The organism is Apibacter sp. B3919 (genome assembly GCF_026537405.1).
GTDB lineage: Bacteria > Bacteroidota > Bacteroidia > Flavobacteriales > Weeksellaceae > Apibacter.
The window spans coordinates 158,660-179,348 of the sequence record NZ_JAFNMG010000005.1 but is presented as its reverse complement, the minus strand read 5'-3'; the positions used below and the strand labels follow the sequence as shown (position 1 = coordinate 179,348).

Here is a 20,689-nt window from a genome sequence, read left to right as displayed (position 1 = left end):
TACCTTAAATGTTAAAAAACATCCTTTTTTAGAATATTTTTTAAATCAGTTTATATATTTGCATTTATGTTTTTTAGTAGTAACATTAAGGATAAAAATTCTAAAGCAAGAGCAGGTATTTTGCAAACCGATCACGGAAAAATAGAAACCCCTATTTTTATGCCGGTTGGAACGGTTGGATCAGTAAAATCAGTACATCAGAGAGAACTAAAAGAAGATATTAAAGCCCAGATCATTTTAGGAAATACTTATCATCTATATCTTAGACCGGGCACCGATATATTATACAAGGCCGGTGGGTTACATAAATTTATCCATTGGGATCGTCCTATCCTTACAGATAGTGGCGGTTATCAAGTATTTTCTCTTTCTCAAACTCGGAAAATCCAAGAAGAAGGAGTAAAATTTAAATCACACATTGACGGATCGTATCATTTTTTTACACCTGAAAAATCTATGGAAATCCAACGGTATATCGGAGGGGATATCTTTATGGCGTTTGATGAATGTACCCCCTATCCTTGCGATTATTCCTATGCTAAAAATTCATTGGAAATTACACATAAATGGCTTAAACGTTGTGTGAAATGGTGTGATGAAAATCCGGAATTTTATAATTACAAACAACATTTATTCCCTATTGTACAAGGAAGTACCTTCGATGATTTACGTAAATTTTCAGCAGAATTTATTTCCTCTGTCAATGCGGATGGTAATGCTATTGGTGGGTTAAGCGTTGGAGAACCGGAAGAAGAAATGTATCGTATCACCGATTTGGTAACCGATATTTTACCTCTTGAAAAACCGAGGTATTTAATGGGTGTAGGTACTCCATGGAATATTTTGGAATCCATTTCTTTAGGTATTGATATGATGGACTGTGTAATGCCTACTCGAAATGCCCGAAACGGTATGCTATTTACCTGGGATGGCGTTATTAATATTAAAAACAAAAAATGGGCGGATGATTTTTCCGAACTTGACCCTAAAGGTACTGCTTTTGTTGACCATGATTACTCCAAAGCCTATCTAAGGCATTTGTTTTCTGCTAATGAATTTTTAGGAAAACAAATTGCTTCTGTACATAATCTTGCGTTTTATTTAGACTTGGTTAAAACCGCTCGTAAACATATTATAGAAGGTGATTTTACAAGTTGGAAAAAATCGGTCATTCCGCAGCTAAGAAACAGATTATGATTACTATTTTAGACCGGTATATTATTCGAAACTTTCTGGGAACCTTGTTTTTCATGCTGCTTCTTTTAATTGCTGTTTTTGTAATTATTGATATTCAAAGTCATTATCAGGAATTCAGCGAAAACGGATTTTCCGTATTGGATACCCTAAAATTATATTATCCGTTTTATGTTATTTGGGCAGTAAATGTTTTTGCATCCATACTGGTTTTTATTTCAGTAATTTATTTTACCTCTCGAATGGCAAATAATACGGAAATTGTTGCCATTACCAGCTCAGGGACCAGTTTTTTCAGATTTTCACGACCCTATTTTATCGTGGGAATTATGATTGCGTTAGGTTCTTTCATGACCAATCATTTTCTTCTTCCTTGGGCAAACATTAAAAAGAATGAGTTTAATGTAAAAATTCTTACCGGAAACAAAAAAGATGCTTATATGGCCAATCAAAATATATCTGCACAAATTTCTCCTACAGAATATATTTTCGTTAACAGCTATAATCGTCAAATGAAGAGAGGAACGGGATTTTTATATCAGAAATTTAATGAAAAAAGAATATTGCTGCATGAATTACGTTCTGCTGAAATTTATTGGTCTGAAGAAGACAATACCTATGTCTTAGGCAACTATTACGAAAAGGAAATGTCTTCTAATGGAAATATAGAATCTTTAAAAAACGGAAGTACGTTAAAAAAACATTTTAATTTTACTCCTGATGAATTACTGCCTGAAGCCTTTGTAGCAGAAACTATGAATACTCCTGAATTAAGAGAGTTTATAAAAAAAGAAAAGATGAGAGGTGCTAATAATGTAAATATCTATCTTAATGAGCTTCATCAAAGAACCAGCTCATCTGTAGCTGTAGTTATTCTTACCTTCCTTGCTTTATCTCTTTCTTCAACCAAAAAAAGAGGCGGATTAGGAATTAATTTGGCGATTGGTATATCCTGTGCTTTTTTGTATATATTTTCTTTCCAAGCCTTACAAGTATTCTCTTCCAAAGGAATTTTACCTTCTTGGTTTGCAGTATGGCTCCCTAATATTATTTTTGGTATAATTACTTTAGTCTTGTATGTAAAACGCGCATACGCATAAAAAAAATAAATAATACTACTAATACGATGAAAAAAAAGATTGCAAATTTTATAGCATTTATAATTGGTATTTATTTTATTATCCGTTCGTTTTTCTGGTATAACCGCTCGCAAGGTGATCCCTCACAAAATAATTTTTTTGCGATCGTTTATTTTTGCATTGGAATAGTTGCCATTATCATTCAATTAGTTGTAAATTACCGTAAGAAAAAGAAAAAACAGTAATGGCAATCAACATTCTTCATATAGAAACCTCTTCAAAAAACTGTTCGGTAGCGATTGGAACTGACGGTAAAATAAATTCATATTGTGAAGAAATATCCCAAGATTATAAACATAGCGAAAATCTTCATTTATTTATTCAATGGGCTCTTGAAGGTGCAGAATTAGCACTTTCAGATATCCACGCCGTCTCTGTAGGAAAAGGCCCCGGATCTTATACGGGTTTACGTATAGGATTAGCATCAGCCAAAGGGTTTTGTTTTGGAAATGATATCCCTCTAATCTCCATAAACTCTTTATATATTTTAGCCGTTCCCTATTTAAATTCCGAGTACGATTATATTATCCCTGTTATTGATGCGAGAAGGATGGAAATTTACACGTCTGTCTTAAATAAAAAGGGTGAATATTTAATTGAGACTCATGCTCATATTTTAAATGAAAAATCTTTTGAACAAATAAGTTCAAAGAAAGTACTCTTTGTTGGAGATGCTGTTGAAAAAACTGAGAATTTCTTGAAAGAAACTTCATTTCCTTTGGAAAACGCTACCTTTATTAATGCTTATCCTCAAGCAAAAAATATGGTTGATCTCTCCTATAAAAAATTCCAACAAACTATATTTGAAGATGTTGCCTATTTCGATCCTTTGTATTTAAAAGATTGGAAATAGTTTTCTCAAATAACTATTCCAAACTAGATCTTTATACTTTTAAAGTAAAGTTGATTGTAATAACTTATCTAATTACATTTACTCTATACTAATGTAGCCCAATAATTTAAAAAATGTTTTTTTAATTTTAAAATTATTTCTACAATAAGATTAAAAATTATTTTTTTTATAAAATTATTTTTATAAAATAAAATCTATTATATAATTCTTACACATTTAATTTATATCTATTAACAATAATTCATCTAAATATAAATAATTTTATTATATAATAAGTAATTTTATACGAATATTCAGATAAACACCTTAATAATAATATAGAAATATTTGTATTTTTGCAAAATTGTGTGTGTGTAATTAGTTTTAGTTTATGTTATTTAAATAGTTCTTACTATCAATTTATTATATTTGTTCATATATTTCTATTTAAATATTCTTTATTAATCAGATTACTTCATTCACTTTGATAATTTAATTAATTATTTAATTTTTTTGATCAATAGTTGATTTATGAAACATCTATATTTTGTTCTTATTTTACTGCAAACTATAGGCATTGGGTCCCTTTATTCGCAAGAAAAAAATTCAATACTTACAGAATCTTCTCAAACACTTAAAGAAAGAACCTACCAACATCTAATTATGTATGGACAAAGTTTGTCCACCGGAGCTCAATCGTATCCCGCTCTATCTACCGAAAATATTGAAGGAAACTATATGATAGGAGATCAAGTCTGGATCGAGCAGGGAAATACCCATTTCACGGACTTTAATCCGTTGAAAGCTTCCACTGCTATAATGTACCAAAATTATCCTAAAAACAGAGCATCCATCACGTTGGCGGAAACTCCTTTGGTAGGCCTGGTAAACCATTTACAATTAAAGCAACCCAAAGCAGGTATTAAATATCTGGCTTCTTCCGATGGAGAAAATGGAAAAAGCATTGAAGCTTTATCTAAAAATGGGGCTTTACAAAAAAATTATTATAATGATTATTTTTTAAAATCAGTTGAATCTGCTGCAAATATTGCCCGATCTAATGGTTACAAAATGGTCACTCCGGCTATTTTTTGGCTTCAAGGAGAATACAATTATTTTACTCTTCATGATGATAATAAAAGTGGTGCTACTCTTGACAAATACGGTTATAAAAAGCTTCTAGTTGAATTAAAAAATGATATGCAGAAAGATATCATGAATGCTTATGGGCAAACTAAAAAACCGGTTTTTATTACGTATCAAGTAGGATCGTTACGAAATGATGATAATCTCAATATTGGACTCGCTCAATTAGAGTTATCAAATACATATGATGACATTATAAATGCCGGCCCAATTTATCATTTGCCACACAGAGGAATTCATATGGATGCCAACGGATACAGATGGTATGGTGAAATGTTGGCAAAAGTGTATTATAAAACCCAAGTACTAGGCGAAGATTTTAAACCTTTACAACCTAAACAAATCTATCGTATATCTTCGAATTCAGTGGGGATTATATTTCATGTACCTCAACCACCTATGGTATTTGATACCAATCTTGTGCAAGCACTTCCCAATTATGGATTTAAAATAAAGAATAACGGGGTGGAACAAAAAATATCTGAGGTAAAAATTGATTCGAATAATAATACGATAATTATTTCTTGTACAAATGCTATTACCGGAAATGTAGAGGTCATATACGGACAGCAAAATATATTTCATAATAAAAAATTATTGATTAAAGCCGGAAACCTAAGGGATAGTGATAACTATCCTGCTTTTTTTACTTATGTAGATTTGGATGCTAAAAAGGATGGCGAATATATCTATCCAAGAGAAAAATCAGAAACAACCTTAAGACCGGACAATGAACCTAAAGATAAGGACGGGAGTTTTTTACATGGCAAACCTTATCCGTTATTTAATTTTAGTGTAGCTTTCAGTTATACTCTGGATGCCAATAGAACTTCAGTTTTTATGCCCGGTTTCAGATCCAAACAAGACATTTTATATGTTAAAAAAGGTAGTAATGGAGACGGGAGCTCTTGGGAAAACGCTTTGGGAGAATTAGCTGATGCTTTAAAAATTGCTGAAGAGCAAAATATGGGTAATAAGATACAGGTTAACCAAATATGGGTTGCAAAAGGTTCTTATTCTCCATTATATACTGCAGGTGATGGAGGAAATGCTAATGATCGATCATTTGTATTACCAAAAAATGTAGAAATTTATGGTGGATTTACTGGTACAGAAACATCCGTTAGTCAAAGAGATTGGATAAATAATAGTACTACACTTCAAGGGGATAATGTTTACCATGTTGTTATTTCATCAGGAGATGCCGGAAAAACTGTTCTTGACGGATTCACTATAAAAGGAGGTAATGCAAGCCTAGCTACTAATGCATGTAATAAAAAGCCTTTTAATACCCTTTGTCACATTATGCTAAATAATAGTTGGATTTTTACAGGATATGGAGGAGGAGTTTATCTTTCCAATTCATCGCCCAAACTAAAAAATTTGATTATTGAAGAAAACAAAGCAGTGAATGCCGGAGCCGGTTTAATAATTGATGTATCAAACCCTTTATTAAGCAATGTTACAATAAAAGATAATATATTAAAAGGTAGTGAGGTAATTGGTGGTGGTGGTGTTTATAATTACAAATCATCACCTAACCTAGTTAATGTTACCATTAATAATAATAAAATTGAAGCAACTAATAGTACTGTTGGTGCCGGAATATATAATCATGAATCAATACAACCCAAACTAACTAATGTACTAATTGCTGATAATTCTATTACCATTTATTCCAAAAATAAATATGTAATTGGTAGAGGTGGAGGTATTTTTAATAAAAAATCCGGTTTATTATTAACTAACTCTTTAATTGTTAGAAATAAATCCCACATAGGTGGAGGTATTTATATGGAAGAAACAGATGGATCTAAATTTACAAATGTCACTGTTTCAGATAACGAAGTTTCGGCTAACAAGGGCAGTGGTTTATATTGTAATTCTGCTGACCCAACAATTTACAATAGTATTATTTGGGGCAACAGACCCAATACAACCTCAAATGATGAAGGTAAAAAACCTATTTTTAATTATAGTTTAGTTCAGTACAATTTTTCCACCGATAATTTTAATTTAAGCGGTCAAACTGATCCTTTATTCGAAGACGGATATAAATTAAATCCAAACAGTCCGGTTATAAATAAGGGTAATAATGAGTATATAACTGCAACGAATAAAGACTTAGACAACAACCCTCGAATTGTTAACAAAACCGTAGATATAGGTGCTTATGAATATCAAAATGAAACCTCATGTAACAGCTTTAATGATATTACAATTAATGACACAGAAGTAACTTATGATGGAACACCTAAAGAAATTGTTTTAAATGATCTTCCGGATCATATAAGTGCAGAAATCAAATATAAAGGTATCGGGAATACTTCTTATAATGAAAGTTCTGACGCTCCTGTTGATGCCGGAACTTATTTAGTAATCGTTCAATTAAAAAATAATTCTGAATCAACCGATTGCGAAATAACTCTTACGGCAAATTTGACTATCAATAAAGCTATAACTGAAATTGTCTCGGATGATTTATATACCTACATTTACGATGGAAAAGAAAAGAAAGTATTCGCTTCCCATAATCATACTGATTCTTCAATTACCTATGAACCTCAACAAGAATATGTAAATGCCGGAGGGTATACCATAACAGCAAAATCTGCTGAAACAAAAAATTACCTTGCCGCAAAAAAAGATATTATATTAGTTATAGAAAAAGCAAACTTTACTAATATATCATTACCTGAAATGAGTGTTACTTATGATGGTTTAGAAAAATCTATGGAGGTTACCGGAACTGTACCGGCAGAAACCGATATAGTGTATGAATACGAAGGCATTAATGCAACATCCTACCCTAAACAAAAAAATAAACCAGTAAATAGCGGTACTTACCTTGTAACGGCAACAGTAAGTAACCCTAATTATAATACCCTGTTGATACATGGTAAATTACTAATTAATAAGGCAAATTTTAACGGTATTAAACTTAACGAGAAAGTAACTACTTACAATGGTGATAAACATAATAATGTTATCACTGTTTCAGATAAACTTCCCAACAATACCGAAATAAAATATGAATACGAAGGAGTTAATCATACTTCATATCCTAAAAATACAGAAGAACCGATTAATTCCGGTACATACCTGGTGACAGCCACTATAACAAACAATAATTATAATACACTGATTCTAAACAACTACCTTATAATAAACAAAGCTGAAGCAATTATTACAGCTGAAGACGAACAAAGTTTTATTTATGATGGTAATGAGAAAAATATAAGTGCCACTCTTAATCATTCGGAAAGCCAACTTCAATATTTACCTAAAAATAAATATATTGATGCAGGAGACTATGAAATAAACATTGAAGCTCCGGAATCAGATAATTACCAAAAGGCCAGCAAGAAAGTAATATTAAAAATTAAAAGGGCAAAAACTGTAATTACAGCCCAAAGCATACAAATATATACATATGACGGCAAGGAAAAAACTGTTACCGGCTCTATTAATCACAAGGAAACCACCATTGATTCTCATCCCCAAAAAGGATATATTAATGCCGGAGAATATTCAATAACATTAAAAACAAAACAAACCAAAAATTATGAAGCAGCATCATTTGATGTAAAATTAATTATTGAAAAAGCACAATCCATAATTTCTGCAGATGATGTACAAACCTATTTCTATAATGGTAAGCAAAGAAACATTTCTGCAACTTTAAACCATAATGAGGCAGATTTAACCTTTAGCCCTCAAAAAGGCTTTACGGAATCAGGTTCTTATGATATTGTTATAAATGCACCCGCTTCAACAAATTATGAATCCGTTTCAAAGAAAGTTAAACTTATAATTAAAAAAGCGGAGGCTTTAATCACCGCTAACGAAATTCAAACATATACTTTTGATGGAACAGTAAAAAATGTAGTTGCTCAATTAAACCATGACGAAGCCATACTAACCTATTCTCCACAAAGAGGATATACAGATGTCGGTTCCTATAAAATTATTGTTAGTGCTCCTTCTACCTCTAATTATGAAGCTGTTACTAAAACCATTACTTTAAATATTAATAAAGCTGTTTCTTATCCGTCAACGATTAAATTAGAAAGTAAAACATTTACTTATGATGGTAATCCACATAGTTTATTTGTTGAAGGTTATCCGGAAGGCACACAAATTAATTATGAAAATAATGATAAAATTAAAAGTGGAACATATACAGTAACCGCCACTTTAATACATAAAAATTATAAAGATGCTCAATTATTCGCTCAATTAATTATTAATAAAGCTCCTTCAATTATATCCGCTGAAGATTTACAAAATTTCACTTATGATGGTAAAGAAAAAGTTGTAACGGCTTCGCTAAATCATAATGAGACATCCTTATCTTATTTTCCACAACAAGGATACAGTCAGGCGGGTAAATATACAATTACCGCTAAAGCTGCAGAGTCTAATAATTATAAACATTCTTCAAAACAAATCGTTTTAAACATTGAAAAAGCTAATGCTGAAATTACGGCCGATGAGGTACAAACATTTACTTATGATGGAAATTTAAAAAAGATATCAGCTACCCTTAATCATAATGAAACCGAATTAACCTTTTCACCGGTAAACGGATTTACAAATGCCGGAGAATATACAATTACCATTTCTGCTAAAGCAACTGATAATTATAAATCTGTTTCTAAAACCGTAATTTTAAGAATTGAAAAAGCAGAAGCTTCCATTATTGCAGATGATACGCAAATTTTTTCATATGATGGTTCTGTTAAAAATGTAAAGGCTATTTTAAATCATAAAGAAGCTCATGTAACATATAGTCCTAAACAAGGATATACTGAGGTAGGATCCTATGCTATTACAGCTAATGCTCCTGAAACATCTAATTATAAAAAAGTTTCTAAGGAAATTATGTTGAAAATTAATTATCCTAACAAATTCCCGACTTCTGTGAAGTTGGAAAATAAATCTTTCACATACAACGGAGAACCTCATAGCTTAGTAATTTCCGGATTACCGGAATCTACCCAAGTTACATATGTAAATAATGAACATATAAAGGCCGGCTCATACTTGGTTACAGCGATATTAACTCATCCTAATTATGGTAAAGCAGAGTATACCGCTACCTTAACCATTGATAAGGCTAAGGCAATTATTTCCGCTGATGATGTACAATCATTTATCTATGATGGTTTAGTTAAGAATGTGACAGCTACCCTTAATCATACGGAAACTGATTTAATTTATTCACAAGGTTATATTAATGCCGGGGAATATACTATAACAGTGAGTGCGCCTGAATCTGATAATTATAAAGAAGTTTCTAAAATAATTACTTTAAAAATTGAAAAAGCTACTACAATAATTTCAGCCGAAGAGATACAAATTGCCACCTATGATGGAACAGTTAAAAAAGTTAATGCTTACCTAAATCACAACGAAACAGCAATCAAATTTGTCCCTAATGAAGGCGGCTATATCAATGCAGGAACTTATAAAATTACCATTGAAGCTCCAGCCACTCAAAATTATAAGGCAGCATCCAAAACTATAACATTAAAAATTAATAAGGCTGATGCTGAAATTATGGCTCCGGAATTCCAAACATATGATTATGATGGAACCGTTAAAAAAGTTACTGCCAGACTTAATCATGACGAAGCTGTAATTTCCTATGCACCTCAACGAGGATATACAGATATAGGAATTTATATAATTACCGCCAGTGCTCCTGAAACTACTAATTACAATAAAGTTTCAAAAGATATTAAATTAAAAATTGTTGCAACTAATTCATTTCCGGCTTCTGTCTTATTGGAAAGTAAATCATTTATATATGATGGCAAACCACATAGTTTATCGCTTACAGGTATACCGGAATCAACTCAAGTTTCTTATGAAAATAATGGTCATACAAATGCCGGTTCCTATTTAGTTAAAGCTAAATTAAATCACCCTAATTATGGTACTGCAGAATATACGGCGACTCTCACCATCGATAAAGCTCCGTCCATTATTTCCGGTTCTGATACGCAAACATTAACTTATGATGGTTCTGTAAAAAATGTGACAGCTACCCTGAACCATACAGAATCAAATTTAATTTATAGTCCACAAGAAATTAGAAATGCAGGAGAATATGTTATTACCGTTTTTGCTCCGGGGTCCAAAAATTACAAAGAGGCATCCAAACAAATAACTCTAATAATTAAAAAGGCAGTGGCAAACATTTCTGCTGATGAAAGTCAAAAATTTACATATGACGGTTCTGCAAAATATGTAACAGCGACCTTGAATCATACGGAAACTAATTTAATTTATACGCCACAGAGCTTTATTAATGCGGGTATACATAAAGTAACCGTAAGTGCTCCTGAAACTCAAAATTATTTGGAAGTATCTAAGCAAATATCTTTAATAATAGATAAGGCTAAGTCTGTTATTTCTGCTGATGACATACAAACTTTCATTTATGATGGTTCGGTGAAAAATGTCCAAGCCAATTTAAATCATAAAGAAACTAATTTAATTTATTCTCCTCAACAAGGATATATTGAAGAAGGTTCTTATGATATTACCATTACCGCTAATGAAAGTTCAAATTATTTATCTTCTTCTAAAAATGTAAAACTAGTTATAAATAAGAATTCACTGGGAGTAGATGATATTACAGTTGAAGATGAAGAAATTAAAATAGCACCGAATCCGGTTTCAACTACTTTAAAAATAGTTTTCTCAAAACCACTGACTAAAAAAGAAGCAATTAGCATGTATGATCTTATGGGTAGATTAATTATGGAAACCACCATTGCTCCGGGAGAAAAAATAAAAGAAGTCGATTTTAACGGTTATTATTCCGGTGTTTATATTTTAAAATATAAAAACAAAGTATTTAAAATCGTTAAAGAGTAAAATAATTTTCAAATAACTACAAAAAAAGGATTCCTAAATTAGGAATCCTTTTTTAATTCTTCAACTATCAGTTTTGCCGTTCGAGAGGAAGCTCCGGAGTCTCCCAGCTTATGCCTGAGCTCTAAATAATTCTTTTTAATGTTTACTGCATTTTCCGGCTCCAATATTTTAGTTAATTCACTCTTTAAATTATTGTAATTTAAATCATCTTGGATAAGCTCGGTTACTACTTTTCGATCCATGATTAAGTTAACTAAAGAAATATATTGTATATGCTTTATTAATCTTTTGGCTATTTCATAAGAAATTCTACTGCCTTTATAACAAACCACTTCAGGCACATTCAGTAAAGCCGTTTCCAGAGTAGCTGTTCCGGAGGTAACTAAAGCAGCTTGAGAGATCCTCAATAAATTATACGTTTGATTGGAAACGATTTTTACATGTGAATTCAAAAATTGTTGATAAAACTCTATTTCAATAGAGGGCGCACCTGCAATGACAAACTCATAAGATAAAAAATCTTTTTCCACAGATAACATTTGAGATAACATCTTTTTAATCTCTTGTTTTCTACTACCCGGCAGTAATGCTATTATGGGCTTATCCGAGAGACCATGCTCTTTTCTGAACTTATTTTGATCAAGTTCCGGTAATGAATTTAAAGCATCTAATAAAGGATGTCCCACAAAATCCACCGGATAATTATATTTAACATAAAAATCTTTCTCAAAAGGAAGAATTACAAACATTCGATCAATATATTTTTTAATAATCTTTACCCTTCCGGATTTCCAGGCCCATAATTGAGGAGATATATAATAAAATGTTTTTATCCCTAATTTTTTCACACTTTTACAAATGCGAAGATTGAATCCGGGATAATCAATAAAGATCACACAATCCGGTTTATATGCAGTAATATCTTTTTTACATAAGCTAATATTACCCAGTATAGTACCTAAATTAGCCACTACTTCAAGAAAGCCCATAAAAGATAAATCCTTATAATGTTTAACCATTTTTCCCCCTTGGGCTTGCATTAAATCTCCTCCCCAGAAACGAAATTCTGCGTTTTGATCCTCTTTTTTAATTTCTTTCATGAGGTTAGAACCATGTAAATCTCCTGAGGCCTCTCCCGCAATTATGTAGTATTTCATATTTTATTTAAAATTTAAGGTAGAAAATGTTCGAACCTTCCTTCTTACTCTTGTAAAGATACGTTCTTCCTCCTTTTTAATAATCAATCTGTCTCCAACGTATTTTAAATTTCTCTTATACTAATTTTTACAATCCTTAGATTAGTATGTACGTGTAAAAAATTTCTTCTTATAACTTAAAACCGAATAAAATCTTTACAGATTAAGATTGAAGAAAAGTGGTTACAGTTTCATAAAAAACCGTAGGATTATCTACTTGAACCCAATGCCCTGCATGGGGGATAACAACTGTTTTTTCATTTGGAAATTGTTGACGTATCGAAAATTCATCTTCCTTCAAAATATAATTAGACTTTTCTCCGGCAATAAATAAAGTAGGACCTTCATATTTTCCAAAAGAAATTGTATTATTTATTAACTGATTGTATTTCTCTGTTAAGGTTTTTAAATTAAAACGAAAGTCGAAACGGTTATCTTCCGTTCTGTAAACATTTTTCATTAAAAACATCAGTATTCCGGCATCACTTATATGCTGAGATAACATGTTTTCAACATCTTTTTTTTCATTTGCCTTTGAAAAATCAACGCTTTCCAATGCCTTGAAAATTTGCTGATGATGTGGAGGATACGCTTTAGGTGCCATATCAACAACTATTAATTTTTCAACAAGATCAGGGTGTTTAATAGCGCATTCCATTACAGCCTTTCCTCCTAAAGAATGCCCTAATAAAATGGCTTTATCTAATGAATAATGTTTCATGTAATTAACAATATCATCAGACATGGTTGTGTAGCTCATTTCATCTGAATGAAAACTCCTACCGTGATTACGTAAATCTATAAGATGTACTTCATTGGTTTCAGAAAATTTTTTTCCTAAAGTCCCCCAATTGTCCAACATTCCAAATAAACCGTGAAAAATCAATAAGGGCATTTTTCCGGGATTTTCAAATATTTTTGAATTTAAGACACGATTTTCCATTGAATTATCTTTTTTACAAAAATATGGATATTCTTAAATATACTTATTTTTTAAATAGAAACACAAATAGGATTTAATTTATATGTGAAACTTCATAAAAAAATGTAATTTTATACTATATTTTATCAACAAAACAATTAATTATTACATAACTAAGAAAAAAATTGAACACATGAATAATTCCAACAATCAGTTAAAAAGGAGTTTAACTAACAGACACATACAGCTCATTGCAATTGGAGGAGCTATCGGAACGGGATTATTTATGGGATCGGGAAAAACCATAAACTTGGCAGGTCCATCAATTTTATTGGTGTATACCATTATAGGTTTTATTTTGTTTTTTGTCATGAGAGCCATGGGCGAATTGCTCCTTTCCAATCTTAACTATAAATCTTTTGTCGATTTTACTACCGATTTATTAGGCCCTATGGCAGGTTTTTTTATGGGATGGACTTATTGGTTTTGCTGGATAGTTACCGGAAGCGCTGATTTAATCGCTATTTCCGGATATGTAGAATATCTTTTTCCGAATATGGTTGCGCCCTGGATTCCGGCCTTAGCTTGTATAATATTATTCTTATGTTTAAATCTATTAACTGTTAAGCTTTTTGGAGAAGCAGAATTTTGGTTTGCCATAATTAAAATTATTGCCATAATTTCCCTTATCGCAATCGGTATACTATTCATAATTAATCATTTCAAATCTCCATCCGGAGTAACTACCTCGCTTTCCAATATATGGAACGATGGCGGATTTTTCCCTACCGGGTTTACCGGATTTGTTGCGGGATTTCAAATCGCTGCTTTTGCTTTTGTTGGAGTAGAATTGGTAGGAACGACAGCTGCTGAGACTAAAGATCCGGAAAAAACTCTTCCCAGAGCTATTAATGCCATTCCTGTTCGAGTTATTCTATTTTATGTACTTTCTTTAGCCGTAATCATGTCGGTGATGCCTTGGAGAACTATAGACCCCGACAAAAGTCCTTTTGTTGTTTTATTTTCTTTTGCCGGAATAACTGCTGCATTCAGTATAACTTATTTTGTAGTACTTACTTCCGCTGCTTCTTCTGCTAACAGCGGAATATTTTCAACCAGTAGAATGTTATACGGTCTTTCGTTAAGTAAAAAAGCACCTGTTTATTTCCGAAAACTTTCCAAAGCTTCAGTTCCTTCCTATGGATTAACGTTCTCCTGCATCTGTTTGCTCCCTGCCGTACTAATCCTTTGCTATGGAAACGAAAATATAATGTATGCCTTTACATTGGTAACTACAGTAGCTACCGTACTTTTTATTTTTATTTGGTCAATGATCCTCATATCCTATATTTCATTCCGAAAGAGAAAACCCGAACTTCACCGAAAATCAAATTATAAAGTTCCCGGAGGTCTTTTTTCCATTTATTTATCCTTATTGTTTTTCTTATTTCTCATTGTAGCTTTTTGGTTTAAAGAAGACACAAGACAGGCTCTCATTTTTACTCCTTTATGGTTTGTATTATTGGGAATTTGCTACTCAATAATTCCAAAGCAAATAAAAAATCAGTGGAAAGCACATTTTTAGAATTTTATACCTTTCACCATTTAAAAAGATTTTCTAAAATCAATTAGTTCAAACAAAAAGTGATCTTTACTAATCATTTAAGATTTTAAATTGTTTACAGAGTTAATTTAAAAAGCTTTGTCCGTTATCCCTAAAGTTCGGTCAAACACAAGAAGGCATACTACTCTTACTTTTATAATAGGTATTAAATACCTAAATTTGAAAATTATCAATGAAAATAAATCTAATACAATATGGCTAGAAATTGGGAAACTATAAAAGAATACTCTGATATTTTATTTGAATACTGGAATGGAATTGCAAAAATAACTATTAATCGACCGGAAGTTTATAATGCTTTCCGACCGGAAACCAATTTTCAAATGATTGAAGCAATGGAATATTGTCGAGAGCATCCCGAAATTGATGTAATCATTCTAACCGGAGCGGGAGATAAAGCCTTTTGCAGCGGAGGCGATCAAAATGTAAAAGGTGTTGGCGGCTACGTAGGAGAAGATGGAGTACCTAGATTAAATGTATTGGAATTACATAAAAAAATAAGGGAAATTCCTAAGCCGGTAATTGCTATGGTAAACGGATATGCTATCGGAGGAGGACATGTGCTTCATGTCGTTTGTGATTTAACAATAGCTTCCGAAAATGCTAAATTTGGACAAACCGGTCCGAAAGTTGGAAGCTTTGACGGTGGTTTTGGTTCATCGTACCTTGCCAGAAGTATTGGTCAAAAAAAGACAAGAGAAATTTGGTTCCTATGCCAACAATATACCGCTGAAGAAGCAAGAGAAATGGGAATGGTAAACAAAGTTGTTCCTTTGGAACAACTTGAAGACGCCACCATAGAATGGTGTGAAATCATGCAGCAACGAAGTCCAATGGCATTACGTATGATAAAACGTTGTTTAAATGCTGAGCTTGACGGGCAGCATGGTCTAATGCAATTAGCCGGAGATGCTACCCTTATGTATTATTTAATGGATGAAGCCCAAGAAGGTAAAAAAGCTTTCTTGGAAAAACGTAAACCCGATTTTAAAAAATTCCCTAAATTTCCTTAATAATATTAAAAAAGTTCCTTAATCAAGGAACTTTTTTTATTTGAATATGAAAATACTTTGTTTTATATCGTTCATACAAAACAATATCATTTTAAAACTACATCAATAATTTTTATCTATTAAAAACTTTATTTTAAATGATGAAATAATTTCATTGATTATCAAGTCTCTTAGTTCTATATACTCTTATCTTTCATTTTATAATTGGTAAAGATAGTATACAAAAAAATACAAGTCCATTAAATCTATTTTATTTTCCATCGTTAAAAAAATCACTATTTCTCCCTTATAATATTTTACCATTACTTACGTTTTAAAACCGCTTTTTCAGATAAAAACAAAAGTAATAGTAGGCCCTATTAGAAAATTTTTAGAAAAATTTTCATCATAATAATTTGTAAATAAATTTTAATTAATTAAAACTTTTACAATTAATTAAGTAATAATTAATCTAATTCATCAATCATATATTGATAAGAAAAAATTATCTTATCTGTTTTTTTAAAAAATGATTAATATCAGAATAGTAACTCCATATTGTTTCGTTTTCTTTCGTAATTTTGCTACTAAAATAAAACCAAACATTTGTGAAAACAGAATTATCTAATTCTAGTAAAACTAACACTTGGGATGTAATTGTTATCGGAGGAGGTGCGACCGGTGCCGGAACTGCCCGAGATTGTGCAAGGAGAGGATTGCGTACGCTTATGTTAGAGCGTCACGATATAGCTACAGGAGCTACGGGAAGAAATCACGGATTACTACATAGCGGCAGCCGTTATGCGGTTACTGATAGAGAATCCGCTGAAGAATGTATCAAAGAAAATATGATCTTAAAACGTATCGCCAGCCATTGTGTTGAAAAAACAGACGGTCTTTTTTTAACCTTACCGGAAGACGATATTGCTTTTCAATCTAAATTTATAGAGGCTTGCCATACTGCTGGAATTGATGCTAAAGCCATCGACCCTAAAGAGGCATTACATTTAGAGCCTTCTGCGAATCCTTCTATAATCGGTGCAGTAGTTGTACCAGATGGAACTGTAGATCCGTTCCGTTTAACTCTTTCTAATATAGTAGATGCTAAACAACATGGAGCAACCATTGAAACCTACCATGAAGTTTTAGGATTAATTAAAGAGCAGAACAGAGTTATCGGAGTAAAAGTTTATGATCATATAACTAAACAGGAAAAAAATTTATATGCTTCTGTAGTAGTAAATGCCGGAGGAATATGGGGGCAAAAAATTGCGGAGTATGCTGATTTAAAAATAAAAATGTTTCCTGCTAAAGGATCACTTCTTATTTTTGGACACAGAGTTAACAATATGGTATTAAACCGTTGTCGTAAACCTGCGGACTCTGATATCCTCGTACCCGGAGACACCATTTGTTTAATAGGTACAACTTCCACCCATGTCCCTTACGAAGAAATTGACAACATGTATGTTACTCCTGAAGAAGTAGACATCTTAATCCGTGAAGGTGGAAAACTATCCCCTACCCTGCTTCAAACCCGAATATTACGTGGGTATGCAGGAGTGCGACCATTAGTAGCTTCCGATGATGATCCTACAGGACGTAATGTTAGCCGAGGTATCGTTTTATTAGACCATGCTACAAGAGATGGCCTGGAAGGTTTTATCACCATTACCGGTGGTAAATTAATGACGTACCGATTAATGGCTGAATGGGCTACAGACTTAGTATGTAAAAAATTAAACAATACAACTCCTTGTACAACCGCTGAATCCAATCTTCCGGGATCTCAACAAAGTACTGAAGAAATAAATCAAAAAATGACTTCAGTACCAACTACCATACGTAAATCTGCCATTTACAGATTGGGAGATATGGCAGAGAATTTAAAAGCAAACAAGGTTACGGAAAATAGTTTAGTTTGTGAATGTGAGGAAGTATCAGTCGGAGAAGTCGAATATGCTATTAATGAATTACATGTCAACAATCTAATTGATCTTCGTAGAAGAACTCGTGTTGGCATGGGAACCTGTCAAGGAGAACTTTGTGCCTGTAGAGCAGCCGGATTAATGAACCATTATCAAGTTTTAAGCCCGGATAAATCTAAAGAAGATTTAACCATTTTCCTTAATGAAAGATGGAAAGGAATACGTCCTATTGCCTGGGGCGATACTTTAAGAGAAAGTGAATTTACCAGTTGGGTTTATGAAGGAGTATGCGGATTAGATATGACACAAGAACAAATTAAAAAAGCAAAAGATGAAATTTGATACAGTAATAGTAGGAGGTGGTTTAACCGGATTGGTTAGTGGAATTAGATTAATGCAGAAAGGGCAAAAATGTGCTATTATCTCTTCCGGACAAAGTGCTTTACATTTTTTTTCAGGTTCTTTCGATTTGCTAAACAATCTTCCGGACGGAACGCCTGTTAATAACCCGGAAGCTTCCCTATTAGAACTTTCTAAACAAGCGCCAAATCATCCATATACCAAAATGGGCGAATCTAAATTTAAAGAATTAGCCCAAGAAGCTAAAAATTTTCTAAATGGAATTGGAATAAAAATCCAAGGGTCTTCAACTAAAAATCATTATCGAATTACCCCTATGGGTATGATAAAACCCACTTGGTTAACCATGCCAAATTTTGCTTTTTTTGAAGATGGAAAATTTCCGATTAAAAAAGCAGCAATTATAAATGTTGAGGGATTTTTAGATTTTAATCCTGATTTTATTTCCGAAGCATTTGAAAAAATAGGTGTGGAAACTACCATCAACTATTTCAACTTACCGGAATTAAATACAATCAGAAAAAATCCGAGCGAATTTAGATCTACTAACCTCTCCTTTGTATTTGACAAAGAAGATAACCAAGATCTTCTGGCTAAAATTCTCACTGAAAAAAGTCAAGGATGCGATGCTATTATTTTCCCTGATTGTATTGGCTTTAGAAATTCGGATGTATTACCTAAACTCATTCAAAAGGTAGGAAAACCTATATATTTAATACCGACCTTCCCTCCTTCCCTAGTAGGTGTTAGTACTCAATTATATCTAAAAGATTATTTCACAAAATTGGGCGGTATTTTTATGCTGGGAGACAGCGTAACCCATGCCAACATTGAAGGAAATCAAGTTACCGAATTATATACACTTAACCACGGAAATATTCCAATTTCTGCCAAAAACGTAATACTTTCTTCCGGAAGCTTTTTTAGTCAAGGATTATTAGCTGATAGTAAACAAGTTTATGAACCTGTATTTGACCTTGATACGGATTATTTACAAGATCGAGCAGATTGGTATAATAGTAATTTATTTGAAAAGCAAAATTATCAACAGTTTGGTGTTAAAACTGACAAAAATTTTCACGGTATAAAAAACGATATGCCTATCGATAATTTATATGTGGCAGGTGCCATTCTTAGTGGGTTCAATCCATTAAAAGAAGGTTGCGGTGCAGGTGTTTCCTTTTTATCCGCATTATATGTAGCTGAACAAATTTTAATTAAAGAAAAGACCTATGAACCTATTGCTCAATAAAAGTGAAAATAATTTCGAACAATGCATTAAATGTACGATCTGTACGGTGTATTGTCCCGTATCCAAAGTAAATCCCGATTATCCGGGACCAAAACATTCCGGCCCTGATGGAGAAAGATTACGTTTAAAAGACCCTGAATTTTATGACGAATCTTTAAAATATTGTATTAACTGCAAAAGATGTGAAGTTGCTTGTCCATCTAACGTTAAGATTGGAGATATAATCCAGATGGCTCGCATTAAATACAGCAAGAAAAAACCTATTTTAAGAGATGTAATTCTTGCTCACACGGACTTTATGGGTACACTGGCTACTCCATTTGCTCCTATTGTGAATGCAATGACTTCTTTTAAACCGGTTAAAAGCTTAATTGAGCCTATCTTAAAAATAGATAAGAGAAGAAGCCTTCCCAAATATTCATTCGGTACGTTCAGAAGTTGGTACAAAAATGTTGCTGAAGAACAAAAAAAATATCCAACACAAGTATCTTATTTTCACGGTTGTTATGTAAATTATAATAATCCGCAGCTTGGAAAGGATATGATCAAAGTTCTTAACTCATTGAACATAGGGATTCAACTTCTTGAAAAAGAAAGATGTTGCGGTATTGCTTTAATATCAAACGGTTTTATAGATAAAGCTAAGAAAAACGCTACCATCGATGAAGCTGAAATTCGCAAATCCGTAATAGACAAAAAACTTCCGGTAATCACTACTTCTTCTTCCTGTACGTTTACTGTACGTGATGAACATTCTCATCTTTTGGGAGTAGATAATAGTTCCGTTAAAGATCAAGTAGAATTAGCTACTCGATACATTTACCGATTACTGAGTTCTTCTGACACTAAACTTAAGTTTAAAAATAAACCTTTAAAAATTGCGTATCATACCCCTTGTCACATGGCAAAATTAGGATGGACGTATTATTCCGTTGAATTGTTAAAACTTATTCCAAATGTAGAAGTAACCGTTTTAGAATCTAATTGTTGCGGAATTGCCGGAACTTTTGGATTTAAAAAAGAAAATCACGAAGTTTCTAAAAAAATTGGTGATCCATTATTTAATCAAATAGAAACGGGAGGTTTCGATCTTGTTGCAACCGATTGCGAAACTTGTAAATGGCAAATTGAAATGTTTACCACTAAAAAATGTGAACATCCCCTTAGTATAATTGCCAATGCATTAGAGGATTGATATTATATTTTCAGTAAAAAA

12 protein-coding genes are annotated in these 20,689 nt (G+C 32.3%); 10 read left to right on the top strand and 2 right to left on the bottom strand.

The features are described 5' to 3' along the window. Window positions 1-66: 66 nt before the first annotated feature. The 5 genes from tgt to J3U20_RS09185 all read left to right on the top strand — a co-directional run bounded on the left by tgt (window position 67) and on the right by J3U20_RS09185 (window position 11,199). On the top strand, window positions 67-1,197 hold the full coding sequence (gene tgt, locus J3U20_RS09205; RefSeq protein ID WP_160542982.1) for a tRNA guanosine(34) transglycosylase Tgt: 1,131 nt from the start codon (window positions 67-69) through the stop codon (window positions 1,195-1,197). Continuing rightward, entirely contained in the window at window positions 1,194-2,294 is a 1,101-nt protein-coding gene (locus J3U20_RS09200) for an LptF/LptG family permease (protein ID WP_160542981.1), read from the top strand. The genes tgt and J3U20_RS09200 overlap by 4 nt, the downstream gene beginning before the upstream one ends. A 26-nt stretch (window positions 2,295-2,320) precedes the next feature. Further along, window positions 2,321-2,518: a hypothetical protein gene (locus J3U20_RS09195; RefSeq protein WP_146105538.1), complete on the top strand. Its 198-nt coding sequence runs from the start codon at window positions 2,321-2,323 to the stop codon at window positions 2,516-2,518. Between the two features lie 5 nt (window positions 2,519-2,523). Then, window positions 2,524-3,186 (top strand): tRNA (adenosine(37)-N6)-threonylcarbamoyltransferase complex dimerization subunit type 1 TsaB, encoded by a 663-nt coding sequence (gene tsaB / locus J3U20_RS09190; RefSeq protein ID WP_160542993.1) that lies wholly within the window; start codon window positions 2,524-2,526, stop codon window positions 3,184-3,186. Between the two features lie 510 nt (window positions 3,187-3,696). After that, a complete protein-coding gene (locus J3U20_RS09185; protein WP_160542980.1) occupies window positions 3,697-11,199 on the top strand; it encodes an MBG domain-containing protein in 7,503 nt (2,500 codons plus the stop codon). Window positions 11,200-11,237: 38 nt separating this feature from the next. Here J3U20_RS09185 and lpxB read toward each other — a convergent pair whose 3' ends face one another. Both lpxB and J3U20_RS09175 read right to left on the bottom strand, forming a co-directional pair. Continuing rightward, complete coding sequence (gene lpxB, locus J3U20_RS09180; RefSeq protein ID WP_160542979.1) at window positions 11,238-12,356, bottom strand: lipid-A-disaccharide synthase; 1,119 nt, start codon at window positions 12,354-12,356, stop codon at window positions 11,238-11,240. A gap of 202 nt (window positions 12,357-12,558) precedes the next feature. Beyond that, the gene (locus tag J3U20_RS09175) at window positions 12,559-13,338 is read right to left on the bottom strand and encodes an alpha/beta fold hydrolase (RefSeq protein WP_160542978.1); all 780 of its coding nucleotides are present in this window, start codon (window positions 13,336-13,338) and stop codon (window positions 12,559-12,561) included. Window positions 13,339-13,432: 94 nt separating this feature from the next. Here J3U20_RS09175 and cycA point away from each other — a divergent pair, with 94 nt between their 5' ends. The 5 genes from cycA to glpC all read left to right on the top strand — a co-directional run bounded on the left by cycA (window position 13,433) and on the right by glpC (window position 20,668). After that, complete coding sequence (gene cycA / locus J3U20_RS09170; RefSeq protein ID WP_324126031.1) at window positions 13,433-14,902, top strand: D-serine/D-alanine/glycine transporter; 1,470 nt, start codon at window positions 13,433-13,435, stop codon at window positions 14,900-14,902. A 233-nt stretch (window positions 14,903-15,135) separates the two neighbouring features. Then, a complete protein-coding gene (gene menB, locus J3U20_RS09165; RefSeq protein ID WP_105296433.1) occupies window positions 15,136-15,954 on the top strand; it encodes a 1,4-dihydroxy-2-naphthoyl-CoA synthase in 819 nt (272 codons plus the stop codon). 587 nt (window positions 15,955-16,541) lie between these two features. Then, complete coding sequence (gene glpA / locus J3U20_RS09160) at window positions 16,542-18,203, top strand: anaerobic glycerol-3-phosphate dehydrogenase subunit A (protein ID WP_160542976.1); 1,662 nt, start codon at window positions 16,542-16,544, stop codon at window positions 18,201-18,203. Beyond that, on the top strand, window positions 18,193-19,473 hold the full coding sequence (glpB, locus tag J3U20_RS09155; protein WP_160542975.1) for a glycerol-3-phosphate dehydrogenase subunit GlpB: 1,281 nt from the start codon (window positions 18,193-18,195) through the stop codon (window positions 19,471-19,473). The genes glpA and glpB overlap by 11 nt, the downstream gene beginning before the upstream one ends. Continuing rightward, window positions 19,454-20,668, top strand: coding sequence for an anaerobic glycerol-3-phosphate dehydrogenase subunit GlpC (glpC, locus tag J3U20_RS09150; RefSeq protein WP_160542974.1), 1,215 nt, complete (start codon window positions 19,454-19,456; stop codon window positions 20,666-20,668). Before glpB ends, glpC begins: the two co-directional genes overlap by 20 nt. Window positions 20,669-20,689: the final 21 nt, after the last annotated feature.